The 17,730-nt window shown below is 36.9% G+C and carries 7 protein-coding genes; 1 reads left to right on the forward strand and 6 read right to left on the reverse strand.

Annotation, left to right across the window (positions count from 1 at the left end):
- Positions 1 to 110: 110 nt before the first annotated feature.
- The 6 genes from ND2E_RS07040 to ND2E_RS07015 form a co-directional block, all read right to left on the reverse strand.
- Positions 111 to 3,308 carry a type I restriction endonuclease subunit R gene (locus ND2E_RS07040; RefSeq protein WP_033094639.1) on the reverse strand — a complete coding sequence of 1,066 codons (3,198 nt, stop codon included), beginning with the start codon at positions 3,306 to 3,308 and terminating at the stop codon, positions 111 to 113.
- Positions 3,305 to 4,735: a hypothetical protein gene (locus ND2E_RS07035; protein ID WP_033094640.1), complete on the reverse strand. Its 1,431-nt coding sequence runs from the start codon at positions 4,733 to 4,735 to the stop codon at positions 3,305 to 3,307. The genes ND2E_RS07040 and ND2E_RS07035 overlap by 4 nt, the downstream gene beginning before the upstream one ends.
- Positions 4,735 to 9,738 (reverse strand): AAA domain-containing protein, encoded by a 5,004-nt coding sequence (locus ND2E_RS07030; RefSeq protein ID WP_033094641.1) that lies wholly within the window; start codon positions 9,736 to 9,738, stop codon positions 4,735 to 4,737. Before ND2E_RS07030 ends, ND2E_RS07035 begins: the two co-directional genes overlap by 1 nt.
- 93 nt (positions 9,739 to 9,831) lie before the next feature.
- Positions 9,832 to 12,561, reverse strand: coding sequence for a TrlF family AAA-like ATPase (locus tag ND2E_RS07025; protein WP_033094642.1), 2,730 nt, complete (start codon positions 12,559 to 12,561; stop codon positions 9,832 to 9,834).
- On the reverse strand, positions 12,558 to 13,784 hold the full coding sequence (locus tag ND2E_RS07020; RefSeq protein WP_033094643.1) for a restriction endonuclease subunit S: 1,227 nt from the start codon (positions 13,782 to 13,784) through the stop codon (positions 12,558 to 12,560). Before ND2E_RS07020 ends, ND2E_RS07025 begins: the two co-directional genes overlap by 4 nt.
- Positions 13,784 to 15,421 carry a class I SAM-dependent DNA methyltransferase gene (locus ND2E_RS07015; protein WP_033094644.1) on the reverse strand — a complete coding sequence of 546 codons (1,638 nt, stop codon included), beginning with the start codon at positions 15,419 to 15,421 and terminating at the stop codon, positions 13,784 to 13,786. The genes ND2E_RS07020 and ND2E_RS07015 overlap by 1 nt, the downstream gene beginning before the upstream one ends.
- 376 nt (positions 15,422 to 15,797) lie before the next feature.
- Here ND2E_RS07015 and ND2E_RS07010 point away from each other — a divergent pair, with 376 nt between their 5' ends.
- Positions 15,798 to 17,609: an ABCB family ABC transporter ATP-binding protein/permease gene (locus ND2E_RS07010; protein ID WP_033094645.1), complete on the forward strand. Its 1,812-nt coding sequence runs from the start codon at positions 15,798 to 15,800 to the stop codon at positions 17,607 to 17,609.
- Positions 17,610 to 17,730: the final 121 nt, after the last annotated feature.

A 17,730-nucleotide genomic window follows, 5' to 3' on the forward strand; every position in this document is an offset into this window, starting at 1 on the left:
CTACTACATTTAAAGATAGGCCAAGACCTTATCTAATACCGATTATTTTCACTATTAAGGCTTAAAACGTCCACTATAGTGGTTTTATTCACTATTAAAAAAAGCATTAGTTAATGGCTATACACACTCTGCCCTTGCCCAGGGTATTTTTCAAAGATGTGCATATAAACCTCGCTACAGGTTTTCGGCCACAAATCATCGTCATAGGATTCAGGCAAGCTGTCTAATACTTCCTCAATCATATTTTTAACTCTAGCTTTGGTTCGCTGCTTCTTGCGCCAATCAATAACCAATATTTCCTGCATTTTGTCAGTTAGTTCTTTGGCTATTTCTTTAACCTTATTACGCTCTTTGTCAGTGAGCGGTGCGTCTTGAATCATCAAGTCGTATACAGCTAGTTCTTCTTCGGTTAAGCCTTCACGCACTGTACGTTTTTCTTCATGCTCTAGGTCTGTAATAAATTCTTTTAAAGTCAAAAAGAACTCTTCTGCGGTATAAGCACCAAGGTTGTATTGTTCAACCAACTCTAAGAACTTTTGTTGTAAGTCTTGGCGAGCTTTATTTTTTAATACCATTGGCTGTAGTTTACGTTCAATAAGGTTTTTTAGGCGCTCAGCATCAGATTGTTTTGGTTTTTCAACTTTTGCCACCATTGTCGCAAGTGCATCAAAATCTATATCAGCAATGTTTATTGGCTCAGGTAAGTTACTCTTGATATGAATAGTTGATATTGACTCATCAAGTAATTCATTCACCTGATTCCTAGCTACATCAAGCACGTCTTCATCATCTATAGATAAACCAGACTTTAATCGCATTTGTGAGTAAATAATATTAATGGCTATACGATGGGGAACATACTGATTAGCACTATCATCAGGCATTATGGCCTTAAAGATTCGATTTATTTGGCGAACAAAAGCTGTAAATTCTTCTTTGTTTTTAGGCTCTAATAGAATTTCGCTAGCGCAATCTAACAATGATAATTTGGCAAAACCATCAGCAGGTGCAGAAATGATCCCTGCTAAGTCTATATCTATTGAGTTTAAGAACACTTGTAACTCACCAGTAGCTATACCGAGTGCTGTAACTAATTCAGATTTATCTTTTGCGGGACTATCTACATTATAATTGGCACCTCCTTCAGCAACACCGCCACCATACATACCAAGCGCTTGTTGAAGAGAGCTAAAAATATTGATGTAGTCAACAATTTGCCCCGCAGATTTACCCGCATAAACTCGGTTGGCACGTGCAATGGTTTGCATTAACGTGTGGCTCTTTAAAGGTTTATCTAGATAAAGAGTAGAAACCGCAGGTGCATCAAAACCTGTAAGCCACATTGCACAAACAAATACTATTCGTAAATCATCTTCAGGGTCTTTAAATTTCTCATCAATCTTTTCTTTCAGGAAGCGTTCTCGGTGTGGTTTGTAGTTAAGACCTTTTTTCTCAAGGCGCTCATCATCATTTTGACCACCCGAAACAACAACCGCCATATCAATTGAGGTCATATGATCTATTTGGAAGTTAAACTTATTTAAACGACTTCCCGTTGCATACTTAGCTTGAGTTTTTAAGCTAGACAGCTTAGTTTTCCATGCAGATTGAACTTTGTCATACATTTTAATGGTGGTTGCTTTATCAATAGATACAACCATTGCTTTACCAAGCTTCCCATCAGAAAATGGTGCGCGATTTATATAGTGCTCAACTAAGTCTTTAGCTACAGTTTCTAAACGGTCATCACGAGTAATAATATGATAGGCTTTTGAAAATTCAGTTTCTAATCGTGCTTCTTGTTCATCCGTTAAATCTGCCTCATCTAGTATTTCAGCTATCTCATCACCAATATCTTCATTGGCTAATGACACCTCAGGAACGCGATTTTCATAATACAACGGTAGAGTTGCACCATCATCAACAGCATCAGAAAAATTATAAATACTGATGTAATCACCAAATACCTCTTGGGTTTTGGCTTCCCCTGCAAGCAATGGAGTACCTGTAAATGCCATAAACGATGCATTAGGCATGGCATTACGCATATTCATTGCTAAAGAGTCGTACTGGCTCCTGTGGGCTTCATCTGTGATCACAATAATATCATCACGTTCAGATAAAACCGGATAGTTACCTTTTTCGTCACCTTTAAACTTTTGAATTAAAGTAAAAACAAAGCGATGATCTTCACTAAGTAATGACTTTAATTGAATACCAGACTCGGCCTGGCAATTTTCAGTAACTATACCTGCGGCATTAAAAGTTTTATAAATTTGATCATCAAGATCTGTTCTGTCGGTAACTAAAACAAACGTCCAGTTTCCTGTATATTTACGAAAAGCCTTTTTACAGAAAAACACCATCGAAAAGCTTTTTCCGCTACCTTGAGTGTGCCAAAACACACCTAGCTGCCCTGTTCGTTCTTTTACATTAGTTAAGCCAGAAAGCGCTTGATTAACACCAAGGTATTGATGGTACTTAGCAATAATTTTTACCGTATGTTTAGTTTTAACAAACAGTACGTAGTTTTCAATAATATCGAGTAAGCGGTTTTGCTCACACACACCGCGAATAACAACTTCTAGACTAACCCTACGCTCTTCAGATTCACTCTCTATTTTTTTCCATTCTGCAAAGTGCTCCCATTGACTTGATATAGAGCCAACCTTTGATTGCACACCGTTTGATAACAGAATTAACTGGTTGAAGGTAAACAACTGTGGAATTGTTTTCCGGTAATCGGCAAGGTTGTCTTTGTATGCGGTTAATAGGTTCTTGTGGCTAGCCTTAAGCTCTACAAATACAAATGGAAGGCCATTTACAAAACCAAGTAAATCAGGGCGACGTGTTTCAATCTCACCAGTTATGCTCATTTGGCTACATAAAAGAAAATCATTTTCTAAAGCGTTATTCCAATCAACATAACGAACAACACAATCTTCTTCACCTTCAGCCTCGGTAGTGAAAACATAGCCATTTTGTAATAACTCATATACAACTTCATTAGCTGACACTGGAGTCATAGCACTTCTATCTCGCGCTATTTCATCAATGGCTTCTTGAATTATAAGTTTATTAACATCGGGGTTTAGCTTTAGTAGTACGGCCTTTAATCTAGCGAAAAGCACAACATCATTACGCGTTTCTCTGCCAAAGAATAATGGATTGCTTTGTAATGACTCGTTATTCTCTGAGTCAAAAGCAGAGCCAAAAACCTCATCCCAACAAGTTACTGTTTCCCAGTTAAGCTCTGAAAACAATTGTATTGCTGGTTGTTCAACTAAAGCATCTTCCGTATATGTCATAACTTTGAAATAACTCCTAAATCTCGACTATCTTCATGAGAAGATTTTATCATCAAATACTGATTTATCTCTTCTGCAACGCGATCTACTAACACCTTGCTTTTGCTAATGAATCCAACTGGAATTGGAACAGGGTATTTATCAGGTAAACTAACATAATAAGTTACAGAAACTAATTCATCCTGAAGTAAAACGACCTCTACAGCCCCGCCTAAAAAACCTTCTATATATCCATTAACATGACTAAGATGATTAGGCAGTTCATCTTTCCATCGACGAGATGCACGACCATCTCTTTTCGAAGATAATGGCACAAACAATGTTGGTTTATACAAAGTTTTTTGCTTTTTCCCTTTCGTTTTAGCACCACTAATTAGTGAGTCAAAACAGCTTAACAAAGCGTTATTTCGCCCCCATAGACCCTCACTCGGAGCAAGCCATGTTAATGACTTAACTCCATCTTGATGCTTACTGGTTACCCTATGCTTTGCCAACTCAAATTGTTTACTAAATTTTTCCCAATTATTACGAGAATATAGCGAGCCAACAAAAGGTATGAAATCACCATTATCATTGCTACGTGACTGTTCTAGTTGTGTAAATTTATCAACGTTTAAGCCTTGCTCATTAATGAACGACCCCGTATGGGTATCGCCCATTGATTCAATAGCTAGAATAATCTCACGCAAATTATTGCTGACTCTCGTATTATCTAGAGCTTGTTCTATTGCTACTAATGCAAGTTCATCGGTATCAAGCTGTTCAATTTCATCAGCTTCAACTGCTTCCCCTTGATTATCCATCAAAAACTTAAACTTAACTCGAAATGGTTCTGTTCCTATTTGTTTTAACGAATCAATCTTATAGATATTGGGACGCCCTGTACCTTCAGACTCCCTTACATTGGTTATATATTCCTTATCTAATAACGCATGAAATTGTTTCTGGAAGGCTTTTTCAGCCAATTTTGCTCTATTTGCAATTAATTCACTTTTAGCATCAATTCTAATTCCACAACTCCACTTGTCATTTAAGCGCCTACTGTGGGTTGAAACACAATTAAAGTCGGTGACCTCAAAACCAAGCACTGTCCCTGTGGTAACAACATCTGATACTTGAGGGGATTCCCCTAATTTTGGAAAATAGCCACATGCTTTGGCTGTTAGAGCAACTTGTCCTTGTTCATTGTATGTTAACTCCTCACGTTCTATAAGATCACGTATCGCTTCTTTAGCTTCGCGCTCAGTGAGTCCTAAAAAACCTGATATTTCAATAGGCTTCATCGGAGATAAGTGAGCTAACCTCAGAACGAACTCACGGATAAAAGATAAACCGCGTTTACTGATATAGGAGTAGCGTATATTGAATCTATATGAAGGAATAAGAAAATCAATTTCGTTATAAACTATGTTTGAATGCTCAGCCATTATCTTCTCACTCCCTTGCTACGCTTTGTTTTTATGTTCAATACTTTATAAATGGACTGTTCAGTTTGCGATTCAATATACTCAATTACCTTTCCTAGAGGCTTATTGGAATTTTTACCGCGCCACATTTGAGATGCTCCAACAATAACTAAACGATCCATCGCACGTGATAATGCCACATTAATTCTATTAGGAAGTCTTAAAAAACCACAACTAAGGTCGGTACAGCTTCTAGTAATAGAAAGAATAATAATTCTATTCTCTTTACCTTGGTAACTATCAACAGTATCAATTTTCACCAAAGCTTTAAAATCATCATCCCATGATTGTTCATTGAATCTTTTTCTAATCAAACGTTTTTGTTCACCGTACATACAAATGACACCAATAGCTGGCTCTGTGTCTTTAACTGTTTTTGCCAGTGCATTAGTAAAATTATCGCTATTGGCAATTTCCTTAAGCAAACTAATGACTTCATCGGCTTCTGCACGGTTAGACAAGCTGCCTGCCTTACTTTTAGTATGATGTGAAACTTTGCCAAGAGGTGTAGTATCAAGCCAAGTAACTACGCTTTGTAATGCTTTAGGCACGTTCTGATATATATCAGGAATTTTTCTCTTTCCTGTTGCTAACTCACTATTATAAAAACATTGAGATACTAAATCGCCAATCGGCTTAGCCATCCGATATTGAGTTAATAATTTTGCCCCTGCTTCCTTTCCATAATTAGACTCAAAAGCTCGTTCAAAATCACTCTGTAATAAATCTTCCGAATCATTAACCACAAGACCTAACTTTCTAGCTATCGCTTTTTTATGAGGTTCAGAATAGAGTGGCGGAAGCTGTTTATGATCTCCAACAAGCAATACACGCTTCCCAGATTGCATTGCAATAGCTAGTTCACTCGCTATTGAGCGAGCAGCTTCATCAATAATTACCCAGTCATATTGGTTTTCACTAATCCCAATATGATGTTGGCCTATACCAACACAAGTCCCTGTAACCAATTGGCGAGAGCGAGCAAAAAACTCATCATAATTGACTCTATCAGCAGCTAGAACATCTAACATATCACGAGATATTTTAGCTAATGCACGTGCTTTAACTTCTTCATCAGGTCTAATTGAATATTCTGTTTGTAGCTTTTTCCAAACTAGGTTTTTTATATCAGCTAATTCAACTGTATTCATGTCTATTGAAAAATCTTCTTTCAAAGAAGAATCGACTACGGACTTCAGCTCATTGTAGGACTTAGTTAAACCCTTTTTGTCTGCCTCTGCTTGTTTTTTCGTGTCTAATGATTCAGATAAATGCGCTAGTTCATCTATTTGCTTAAATAGCTTTAATTCAATTCGAGTAATGGCAGACAAGTATTCAGGATCTAAACCAAGTGCCTGACTTAGACTGGCTGTTCTATAGGTTGATTCAGCAGAAAACAGTTCTCGTTTTTCTGTAATAATAGCATTAGAGTAAACATCTTTAAGTCCATCTGAGACTACACTTTCACGGTTACTAAACCGCACAACATCAAGAGGTGTCTTCAAGTTCAAACAATGCTTTCTAATCCTTTCTGCCGCAGTATTAACTGCCTCATGTGACTGGCTAACCAACAGAACATTATTAACTTGCTGCTTTTCAACTAGGTAATGTACAAATGCCGCAATAAATTCAGTTTTACCTGTACCAGGAGGCCCTTGTAATAAAGATAATGGCCCATAATTCACCAACTTTTGAAAAGCTTCCCTTTGTTGGCTATTCAAACTGATTTCATTTCCATGATCATCGGTGCGGTCATACCGCTCAAAATCAGAGTCAGTAACCTCTATGTCATAACAAGATGAGGTTAACGCGCTTTTCGGCTCAAAGTAATCAACTAAACGGCTAATGGTACTTTCTTTCGCCAAAATACGCTCTAGCGCATTTTTACGCTTAGTGAACGAAGCCTTATCAGCCTTACTTCTGAAATAGATGATATCATTTTCATCAAGACGCTTAGCGCGGTTTCTAATTTTCCCTAACCGAACCTCATTTGAAGTAGAGGGTTTTAATAAAACCTCCCCTAAAATATCCTCTTTTTCACCATCAGATAAAAGTGCTTCAATCACATCAGTTTTAGTAAAAGAAGCAAGTGGATCTTTTTCTGATTTGTGGTGCAAAATAAGTTGATTATCTTGATCTTTAGGTGACTGCGTTTCAATTAATTCAATATTGGGATGTGACTCTGTTTCCGTATCTAATATGCTCTGCCACAATTGATGAGTTTTAATTTCATTAATCTCATCAACAACTTCAATTTCATTTGGTTCATCGATATTGACTGGAGCAATTCCATCACCAAATATCGAGTCAAATGCCTTAGAATCATCCAGTTTCAACTCTTCAGTTGATACATCACTTACATCATTTTGCTCAGGTCTAAGTACAAATTCAACTGCTCGTGAAAGTTCCTCATTATTACTAAGTCGTCTATTTAAAGCATCTAAATTAGGTCGTCTAGAGGAGCTAATTTTCAGACCAAAGGGAATTTCTAGATTTGCCGACTCAATATCTCTTCTACCTACAGATGAGCGTATTCTTGGTGCAAAACCTAGTCTAAAGCCTTGTTCAAAAGGACTGTAAATAATCGGTACATTACCACCCACGCCCTTAAAGGTGATCCTAGCTTCATTTGGATTTTTGGTATCTTTCTCTATTTCTAGGTATACCTTACCGTTGTCAGGATAAATAGTTAACTCTTCAAAGTTTCCAAGTGTTGTAATCTCAACAAGATCGAAACTTTCGTCATTTATTGGAGAGTTAATCGCATCCTTAAATCGTTCTAAACTTTTAAAGCCATAATCATGATCTTCTAACTCAACAGTTATGGCTTTGCTTAGTACCGGATATTTTTCACTAAGCTCAGCCCACTCTATCCCTAACAGCTCTGCACTTAAGCGCATAACTGCATAGTTATCTCGCTCGAAAGCAGTGCAACTATCAATATTCTCAGGACTATAGCGATGATTTTTACTCTCATTGCCATCACCACAAAAATCAGGAATATCAATCAACCAAACAGAATTTTCATCAAGATCTACCAACACATTTTCTGGATGTAAGTCACCATGAGAAATATGTAAGCCGTGCAAGTGCTCAACAGACGAAAGTAAGTTTTTAACAAGTTCAAGATGATTAGTTAATACTGGTATTTCCCCCCAGTTAATTCCATCAACTTGCTCCATTACCAAAAACAAACTCCCACTACGGGTAGCAAGGCCAAACTCATGAACGCGCGGAATATACGGAGGTGATAATGATTTAAGTTTGGCTAAACGCTCTAAAAAGTGCAGTGTTTTATAACCTAATTGCACGTTATCACTGGTTGGGTTGATATTAAGCCATTCCTTTACAACTAAACCATTAGATAAATAAACTTCCTTATCATCTGTTTCACTCAGAAATTCATCTTCTGGATATTGGCGACTTATTTTTATATTTTGTTTATAAATTTCAAGCGCTGATATATCAAAATCTAAGTTTTGTTCTATCTTAGGCTCTGCAATTTTAAGAGCATCAAACAGTGCTCGCGCATCAGTTAAATCTTGTGCTAATGCTCGTGATAAAATGCTAGCGTACCAATGAGTGTCCTGTTCTATATTCGATTGAAGACCTTTAAGACTTTTTGGAGAAAGTCGTTTACCTTGCAGAATATGCCAAGCAAGAATAGCTAAGGCATAAACATCCATTTTGAATGGTGTTGTTTGATCATTAGCCTTCATTTCGAATGGAGTTAAACCATCATTAACAGAAAGTATTTGACGATAGTCGCCAACAGTCCCTAATGGTTGGTGATATGCCGAAATAAAGTTTGAAAGTGCAATTTCTTTGGATGGCGAGACCCAAATACTGTGATCGCCCAAGTCACGGTGAGCAATCTTTAATTCATGTAAATCAGCAAACTTAGCGAATAGTAGTTTAACTACGTTAAGTCTGTCTGCTTCAGTGAACGACACACAAAACTTACCAATAAACTCATTAAACCGAACATGGCTTGGTGGCAACTCATATAGCTCTGAATACTGCGCAGTTACATCATCTTTTTGTACGCTTGTTAACGACGTCAGGCAGTATTTATATAAATCATAATTTTGGTGTTTTATAAGACCTAAAATTGTGCGCTCGCGCGATATTATCTTAAACCGTCCTTCTGACGTTTTAGCATTTTGTCCTGAAACCTGATTAAAATCCCATAAGCGTAATAAAGCCTCATCTTTAGCTGAGACTTCTGATACTGCTGAAAACTCTTTATAAGCACCTTTAGGATGTGAAAACAGTTCATCAATTGCTTTATAGCCATTAATGACAATGTGCTTGTGTTGTATATTTGAATCTTTTCGATCAAACAGCTTATCAAAAATATGAAAATCTTGATTTAATACCTTTTGCTTTGAGTGTTTGGGTTCGAACTTTTTATTGAAATGCCCTTCATTTTTCATTTTTAAAAATGACTCTAAAGACATTGTATGCTCTTTATCGGTTTCTGGAAGCTTATCAATGCAAGCGTTCCCTGTCATAACAACCAAAAAGTGCACAAAAGGACGAAAGCCTTTGTTCGAAAATTGGTTTTTATATTTATCCAATTTTCTTTCTAATAAATACTTCTTATTACGAGTAACGCTAACAGGCGAGCGACCCATCTCTTGGTTATTCTTATACCATTTATCACCACGAGCTGTTATTTCACCAAAGTTCCAATCTTTAAGCTCAATGATAAGCACGTTGCAATGTGTCACAATAACCAGATCAAACTCACCCTCTTGACCTTTATCAACAAAGCGAAAACCAGCATAACCTTTCCAAGGAAATATGCTGTTGTTTTTTACTTGTGCTAACTGCTCTTTTAGAGAACTATTTTGTACTGGTTTTTTCGTCTTTTTATTGTTGTTTTGAAAATGCTTTTCAATTTTTTCTATCGCATCAACTTCATGGGCTAATAAGCCGCCTTCCCATAGCTCGATTTCCAAATCGTACTCCTAAGTAAATCCTAAATTTTAATCTGACATATAATTATATTGTTGGTTATTATAAAGTGTCTTTCTTGTATGCAATTTTTGCCTCTATATATCTCTTAATCGTTTATAGCGCTTATCAAAGGCTATTGCGCCACCTTCCATAATTTCACATACATGATCCCTAACACTTTGTTCGCAAAGCCCACCGGAATCTAATACTTGAACTTGACCACCACGAAATTGAAGAACATTTACAAATTCTGCATCACCATTAACAACTATATTAGGATTGTGAGTTACCATAATAATTTGGCGGCGCTTTTTATTTTCATGTATTTGAGAAACAATCAATTGATAAATCAGGGCATTATCTAAATCATCTTCAGGTTGATCAACAATAATAGGATTGTTTCCATGACTTAATAAAAATGCCAATATTGCAGCAGCCTTCTGTCCTGCGGAGCCTTTTTCTATATTTTCAAATTTTCCACGCTCAATATCTTTGGCATATTCAACAACAAGGTGGTCTTCAGGCCACCAAGTCATTAGACGATCTATTGTTTCGGGTTGACGTTCAAATTTCTGAGCTAGGGCTGTTTTTAATCTTGAATCTATACGGTAGTCTTCAATTTCATTCCCTAAAGCTAGGCTTACGACTGCTTCTTTCGATTTTTCAGTATGCCTAACCTTTGTTTTAAAACTATCATTATCAAAAACAGAATCGCCAGATATTAATGGGTATAACAAGCTTTCTGTTTGATCATCTTGATATATTGAAGTAGCAAAACTTGTTTCAACACCAATATTATTTCGAAATTGCTGCTCAACATTTACTTTGCTTGAAAATGGTAGCAAGCTCATTCTCACATACTTATTATCGCCAATTACATTTCTAATAAATTTTTGACGATTTTTTTGTAAAGTTCGACGATATATATAGAGTTTTTTCAAACTTATATCACGCTGTAACTTCTTTTCTTCTAATTGAGCTTCTACGTTATTAAGAGCCTCTATTTTCTCATTCAATTCATTTCGTTGGGTTAACCAAGCTTCATATTGCTCAGGATTTAGCTCCTCACCTCTATTTTCGTATTCAGCTACAACTTGATTATAGCTATCTTCTGTTATCACTCCTTGAGTAAACCAAGTTGAAGAAGCAATCTGTAGTTCTCTTGTTTCTTCTGCATCTTTTACTGTTTGCATCAAATTGGTTAGCTCGGCTTGAACTTGTACCAGCTTACTTGTAAAAGTTTGCTGAATAGCTTCAAGTTCAACAATATTAGTGGGTTTATCTTCACCTTCTTCAATCAATTTCATTTCAGTAAAGTTAGAATCAATTGCTTTATCAATTGCATCTGTTAGATCAGTTATTTCAGCGGCTTTATTAATAACTTGACGCTCGGTAACTAATTTTTGATATGCATTGAAGACATCTTTATGTCCTCCCTGCTCGAAACTATCGATATCACTATTTAAGTCATCCAATTGCCCTTGAAGAGTTCCTTTACTATCCAACCGTAGATTAATTTGACGTACATCCCTGCTCAAAGCCAAAAACTGATCTAGCTCAGTATCATAATCATGCTTCCAAGAAGTAAAGTTAACTTCGATAGAGCGGTCAATTATTTCCAGTAAACTATTGGCGTTGGATGCTAAGGCGTTAATTTGCTTTTGGCTATAAAGACTTACATGAAAACGATCTTCAGGTTTGCCGTTATCAACGGCCCACTGGTTGTCATGGTATTTTTGAATATATGGCTGAACACCTTGTTCCCAAACGGATTGGTAGTTTTCATCCCTACGATTTAGATCAACACAAATTCGAGTATCTTGCTTAGTTACTCCATTTTTAAAAGAACTGACTTCCGCTTGAATTTGACTTAAGTCAGATATTTCATTTTCACGGCCTAAAGCTAACCTTACTGACTCTATGAATGTTGATTTACCGGAACCTCTTCCCCCAATGATTGCGTTAAAAAGAGGATGTAGTTTAAATTCTGCTGGTTGACCTGGAATTCGGCCACAGTGATTCATTTGAGAAATGCTAAGTTTAGAAAGGAATAAGTCAGGAACAGTGTTTGGATCATCTTCACCATTATCTACACAAAAACTGTCATCATGAAGTGCTAACTTTAATCCAGCAATTGAAGGTGCACTCATTTTGATCCAAGAGAAGCGCTTACCAAGCCTTGAGCATTGATGGGCATCAGAGCCTTGAACTTTAGCTAAGTGAGCACAAGCTTTTGTTAATTCAGAATTGACACCATTCAAAAATTTCAAATTAACAAATTCAGCCGCTTCAATTTTACCTAGCCAACTTTCAAGCTCTTGGTTAGTATTGGTAATACCGTGTAATAGCCCTTTCGGGCCATCAATATGGGCTGGTATCGCAACACCACCAGCACTTTGTATAATATCTATTACATTATCAACAGATTCGGTTGCGCAGGTCTCCTCAGCATCACCATGACCTTCTGTAATACCACATTGGCCGAGTACAGCAGATACCTTTGCTGAGTTATTAGTTGGATCAAAAATAGCCAAAATATGGACGCGCGCTTGTCCTGTACTTACAGTTATCTCACACGCTGGAAATAAACAAATAGGCCGATACCATTCAGCAGTCTCATCAAATTCGGCATAAGTTGCTTTTAAACGATCAATCCACTCACCAGAAACATGATCTGCTATAGCAACACAGTCTATATTTTCTGCCATTAATGCTTTAAGCCAATCTGTTTCACTCTCTTCTGGTTTTTTATAATCTGATGAAGCCGGAGTGTGAGTATGAAAATCAAATTTATACCAACGGCTTCCTAAATGTTCATTACTCATAGTTCAATCTTCCCTGATATTAATTTAGGTAACAGCATGTCGCGCTGTTTTTTAAGGTTTCTATTCTTAAGACTTAAGACTCTGATTTGTTCAATCGCTGGTTTCACAACAGAATTAAACTTTTCAATAATATCTTGAGTTGGAATATAAACTGGAAATTCTTTTAAAACATCCCAACTAGCACGAGGCATCTTACTGCCTTGAGATGTTTGTACTGCTTGAGCAACAAATTCATTTGAGAAAGTAACCATCGCTACTAAAGCGTGGTGCTCTTTATTTTTTGGTGAAAGAACGAATGTATCAGAAGAACTAAGGCCATCAATTTGTGCTACTCCCACTTTATGGAAGTTAGGTCTTATTTTACCAAATAATATATCTCCACGGTTGAAAGCTAACTTATTACTACCGATTTCGGATACTTCTTCCCATTCAGACAATGCAATTGATTTACGAGGAAAGTGCTCCAACCCCATATATGGCGTTTTCTCTGATACACAGCCTTTCTTGATCGTATTTCTTTTGAAGTTGACAAGTTCAATCAGTGGCTTAACTTCCCAACCTTCGGGGGTTTGACTTAGTGATGAGTCGGTGAGTTTTGTTTTTCCATCAGCATCGAGGTTATCGTCATAATCTGGGTAGCGGAAGTTAACAAACCATTCGCGGTAAAGAGATTGCGCCATTTCTTCTAAAATGGCGATACGACGGTTATTGTTTTCGATTAGGTTGTCGTAGTTTAAAAGAGTTGAGGAGACTCTAGAAACAATATGACGATCATTAGGAACTTTAAGCTTGAATGTCCTTAACTTATCTAGACTCAGGTTATCTTGAGTAGTCCCCTGAGAAATACTCTGCATTTCTCGTTTTATGTAATCAATGTAATACTTAATGAAATACACATCGACTAGTTCTTCATTCGGGATAAAGCCAACAATACTATCAGGAAAGCAAGCATCGATCTTTAATACGGCCGTCTCAGCAATATTCGCAGCAATAGTAATGACGAGTGTTTCTTTTTCCCACAATTTACTTTGAGCTAAACCTTTATCACTATAAGTTTGCTCAAAACTATTGATGTATAAATTGGCAGCCTTAACATCGCCTGTTTGTACAAACGGATATTTTCCACCATATAATTTCGGATCGTTACGAGGCCGATGTTTAGATTTACCACGCCCTAAAAACCCCAACTCATCTAAGTTAAATTCCGAAAACTCCCAGCCCATTAGATAGACTCCAATACTTTAGCAGTATTGATCGCTATATCGGATTCTAACTGATGAGCTTCAGCATTCAACACTTCCAGTTCTTCTTGTAGTGCTTCTAACTTGGCAGCAAAATCTTCATCATGCTCTTGTTCACCTTCAGCAACACCGACATAACGACCAGGGTTTAAGCTGTAACCTTGCTCGATTATTTCCGCTTTGGTTGCTACTTTACAAAGGCCAGCAATATTCTGGTAGGTAAAGTTGCCATTGTCACTCTTGAAAAAGTTATCAAGCGAGTAACTGCCATCATTACCTGTATCTGGATGTGTTTCTAGGTAGGTGTTATCAATGTCTTGTCCACGGTATAAACGCACAATATTGGCTATAAAGTTAAGTTGTTCGCTGGTGTAATCACGCACTGCACGTGTAACTTGGCGGAATATATGACGAGCATCAATAAACAATACTTTGTCTTTGTTCTTGGCGGGTTTATTTTTATCTAAAAACCATAAGGCACAAGGTAAAGTAACGGTATAAAAGAAGTTGCTTGATACAGCTACCATTACATCAACACCATCATCTTCAATCAATTGTTGACGAATTTCCATTTCAGAGCCACGGGCATCGCTGGCAGAGTTCGCCATAACAAAACCAGCACGACCTTTTTTGTTCAATGCTGCATAAAACATCTGAATCCAAAGGTAATTACCGTTGTCGTTACGTGGCATACCATAAGGGAAACGTTGTTTATCACCTTCTAAGCGATCTTTTTGAATTTCGTTTACGTTAAAAGGAGGATTCGCCATTACTCTGTCAAACTGTCCGTATTGCTTGCCATCAATGATTTCGCCTTTGGCTAGGTCAAACGGGTCTTCGTAATAAGAGTTACCTTCACGAATATCACCTTGTAGGCCATGAACTGCTAGGTTCATTTTTGATAAACGTACCGTATCGCCTGTTTTCTCTTGGCCGAATATCGATAACTCATCAGAAGCCGATTTGTTATGACTAGCTACGAAGTCAGCGGAGCTGACAAACATACCGCCGCTACCACAGGCTGCGTCAAAGACTTTACCGTGGTAGGGTTCAATAACTTCTGTAATTAAGCGTACTAATGCTGATGGAGTGAAAAACTCACCACCGCCCTGACCTTCAGTTTTGGCAAACTCGTTAAGAAAGTATTCGTAAATACGGCCAAAAATGTCTGAGCCTAAACCAAAATCAATGGCCGTAAAGTTTTTTAGCAAGCCTTTTAAAATATCGTTATCAAAACGGGTATAGGTTTTTGGTAATGCATCTTTAATAGCTTCGTTTTCAGCTTCTAACGCTTTCATGGCGTTATTTACATTTACGCCTATATTTGAGCCTTCTGGTAATGCAAGAAGGTTTGAGTACAAGGCATCATCAGGTACAGACATTGCACCCTCTGCTTGGATTTTTGATTTGATGTCACCACCACCGCGACGACGGGAGCTGGTAGCTGCTTCAATGCGTTCTTTCGCTTGGGTAAAACGATACTCAGCATATTTGAGGAAGATTAAGCCTAATATGGGGCGCGAGTATTCTTGTGCTGTAAGGCCAGTATTGGCACGGAGAGAGTCGGCAGCCGACCATAAACGTTTTTCTAATGCTTCTATTTTCTTGAAATCTGCCATAGTTCCTGAGGCCCTGAGGTATCCTAATTTCTTTAGTTAAACGAGTGTATCAAATTGGTCATAAAAATATACGGATAGAAGTGTTAATTGTTTGATCTAGTGTACTAATATCAATAAAGACAAAATATTGAACAACCTCTGCCATTAATATTAAATACAAACTTAGATAGATATTTATTAGCCATTCAGCGATCAGTTTTCTTCTATTAGCTTAAAGTCTGATAACATGAAGAATAAATTTTAAAAACATACTAGTTTAAAATCTGTAAGTGCATTTTAAAACATCCAGAGTCGATTCATAATAATCATGAACCACACTCACTCATTACCAAGTCCTTTATTTTAAAATTATTAATCATGGTGGTAAAAAACAACAATGCGTAAACATCAATTTAGCAATACTGAGGCTGCACATTTTAACTGGCGTATAATAAAAGAAATATGGCCGTACCTTCTTGAGCATAAAAAACGAGTTTCTATAGCAATCATATTCATGGTTTTAGCCAAAGTAGCAAGTGTATGCCTGCCATTTGTACTTAAATATATTGTTGATGATATTGATATTTCACAGGACAAACCTGGCTCTTTATTAGTTCTGCCTGTTGCGTTGGTATTAGCCTACGGCCTAGTACGCTTCTCTAATGTTTTATTTGGTGAAATTCGAGATACGCTATTTGGTCGAGTGACAGAAAGAGCCATTAGGCGAATTAGTTTAAAGGTTTTTCAACATTTACACAGCCTTGACTTAGAATTTCATTTAAACCGTAGAACAGGTGGTGTTTCAAGAGATATTGAACGTGGGACATCAGGCATTAATTTCCTTATGCGCTTTATGGTTTTTAATATCGTGCCCACGTTGTTAGAAATCAGTTTAGTTATCGGGATCTTATTTTATAACTATGGCTTTGGCTTTGCCGCTATCACGTTTGTAGCCATTTTTCTTTATGTGGGTTTTTCGGTGGTGACTACAGAATGGCGCACTACTTTTGTCAGAGAAGCTAATAAAGCAGATTCTGCAAGTGGTAATCATGCTGTCGATTCATTACTTAACTATGAGACGACAAAATATTTTTCAAATGAAGAATTTGAAGCACAAAGATATGACAAAGAATTAGCTCAATGGGAGGTAGCAAAGCGAAAAAATAGGCTGTCACTATTTGCACTAAACGGTGGGCAGGCTTTAATCATAGCTTGTGCTATTACCGCGATGATGATGCTAGCTGCGAATAACGTTATTGAAGGAACAATGACTTTAGGTGATTTTGTTCTAATAAACGCCTTTATGATGCAAATATTTTTACCCTTAAACTTTCTTGGTTTTGTTTATAGGGAGATTAAGGGGTCACTGGCAAATATAGAAAACTTATTTAGCTTACTGTCAGTAAAAGCAGAAGTTATCGAAGATGAAAATGCTAAAGCACTTATTGTTACTAACGGAAGAATTGATTTTAACAATATTTCATTTAACTATAAAAAAGAGCGCAAGATAATAACTAATTTAAATTTCAGTATCCTACCTGGTGAAAAGGTTGCTGTTGTAGGTGCTAGCGGTGGTGGTAAATCAACCTTAGTTAAATTGTTATTTCGCTTTTATGACGTTAATAGTGGCTCTATCTGTATTGATAACCAAGATATTCGAAACGTAACTTTAAAGTCTTTACGACAAGCAATTGGGATAGTGCCTCAAGATACTGTGTTATTTAATGATACGATACTAGAAAACGTTAGATATGGTAATCCTGAATCGACAGATGCCGATGTTATGAATGCTATAAGAATGGCCCATTTAGATGATTTAATAAAATCTTTACCTGATGGTGTTAATACCACAGTTGGGGAAAGAGGCTTGAAATTAAGCGGTGGAGAAAGACAAAGAGTTTCTATTGCGAGAACAATTCTTAAAAACCCACCTATTTTAGTATTTGACGAAGCTACATCATCATTAGATAGCCATTCTGAACAGGCAATTCTTAAAGCAATAAAAGAGCTATCACTAAATGCTACTAGCTTTGTTATTGCTCATAGGCTTTCAACAATAATTGATGCCGATAGGATTATTGTGGTCGAGGATGGTACTATTATTGAGCAAGGGACTCACTCAGAATTGCTAGGTAATAAGCGCTCTTATAATGAACTTTGGAATGCTCAGCAAAGTAAAGAAGAAAAGAATCAACACTTAAAATCGTAGAATTCGTGCTTTGTATTTTTTAAAGGGTAAATAGCAGAATAAAATGGGAACACTTAACGTGTTTTAGTGGTGAAATAAGTGTTGATAGAGTTAGTCGTTAAGAATCTGTTCTATCTACGCT

Source organism: Colwellia psychrerythraea (assembly GCF_000764225.1).
GTDB lineage: Bacteria > Pseudomonadota > Gammaproteobacteria > Enterobacterales > Alteromonadaceae > Colwellia > Colwellia psychrerythraea_D.

What these genes read in the sequence shown, in the direction of transcription:
- ND2E_RS07040 (WP_033094639.1), bottom strand. Translation starts at nt 3,308, where the DNA reads ATGACATATACGGAAGATGCTTTAGTTGAACAACCAGCAATACAATTG.
- ND2E_RS07035 (WP_033094640.1), bottom strand. Translation starts at nt 4,735, where the DNA reads ATGGCTGAGCATTCAAACATAGTTTATAACGAAATTGATTTTCTTATT.
- ND2E_RS07025 (WP_033094642.1), bottom strand. Translation starts at nt 12,561, where the DNA reads ATGAGTAATGAACATTTAGGAAGCCGTTGGTATAAATTTGATTTTCAT.
- ND2E_RS07020 (WP_033094643.1), bottom strand. Translation starts at nt 13,784, where the DNA reads ATGGGCTGGGAGTTTTCGGAATTTAACTTAGATGAGTTGGGGTTTTTA.
- ND2E_RS07015 (WP_033094644.1), bottom strand. Translation starts at nt 15,421, where the DNA reads ATGGCAGATTTCAAGAAAATAGAAGCATTAGAAAAACGTTTATGGTCG.
- ND2E_RS07010 (WP_033094645.1), top strand. Translation starts at nt 15,798, where the DNA reads ATGCGTAAACATCAATTTAGCAATACTGAGGCTGCACATTTTAACTGG.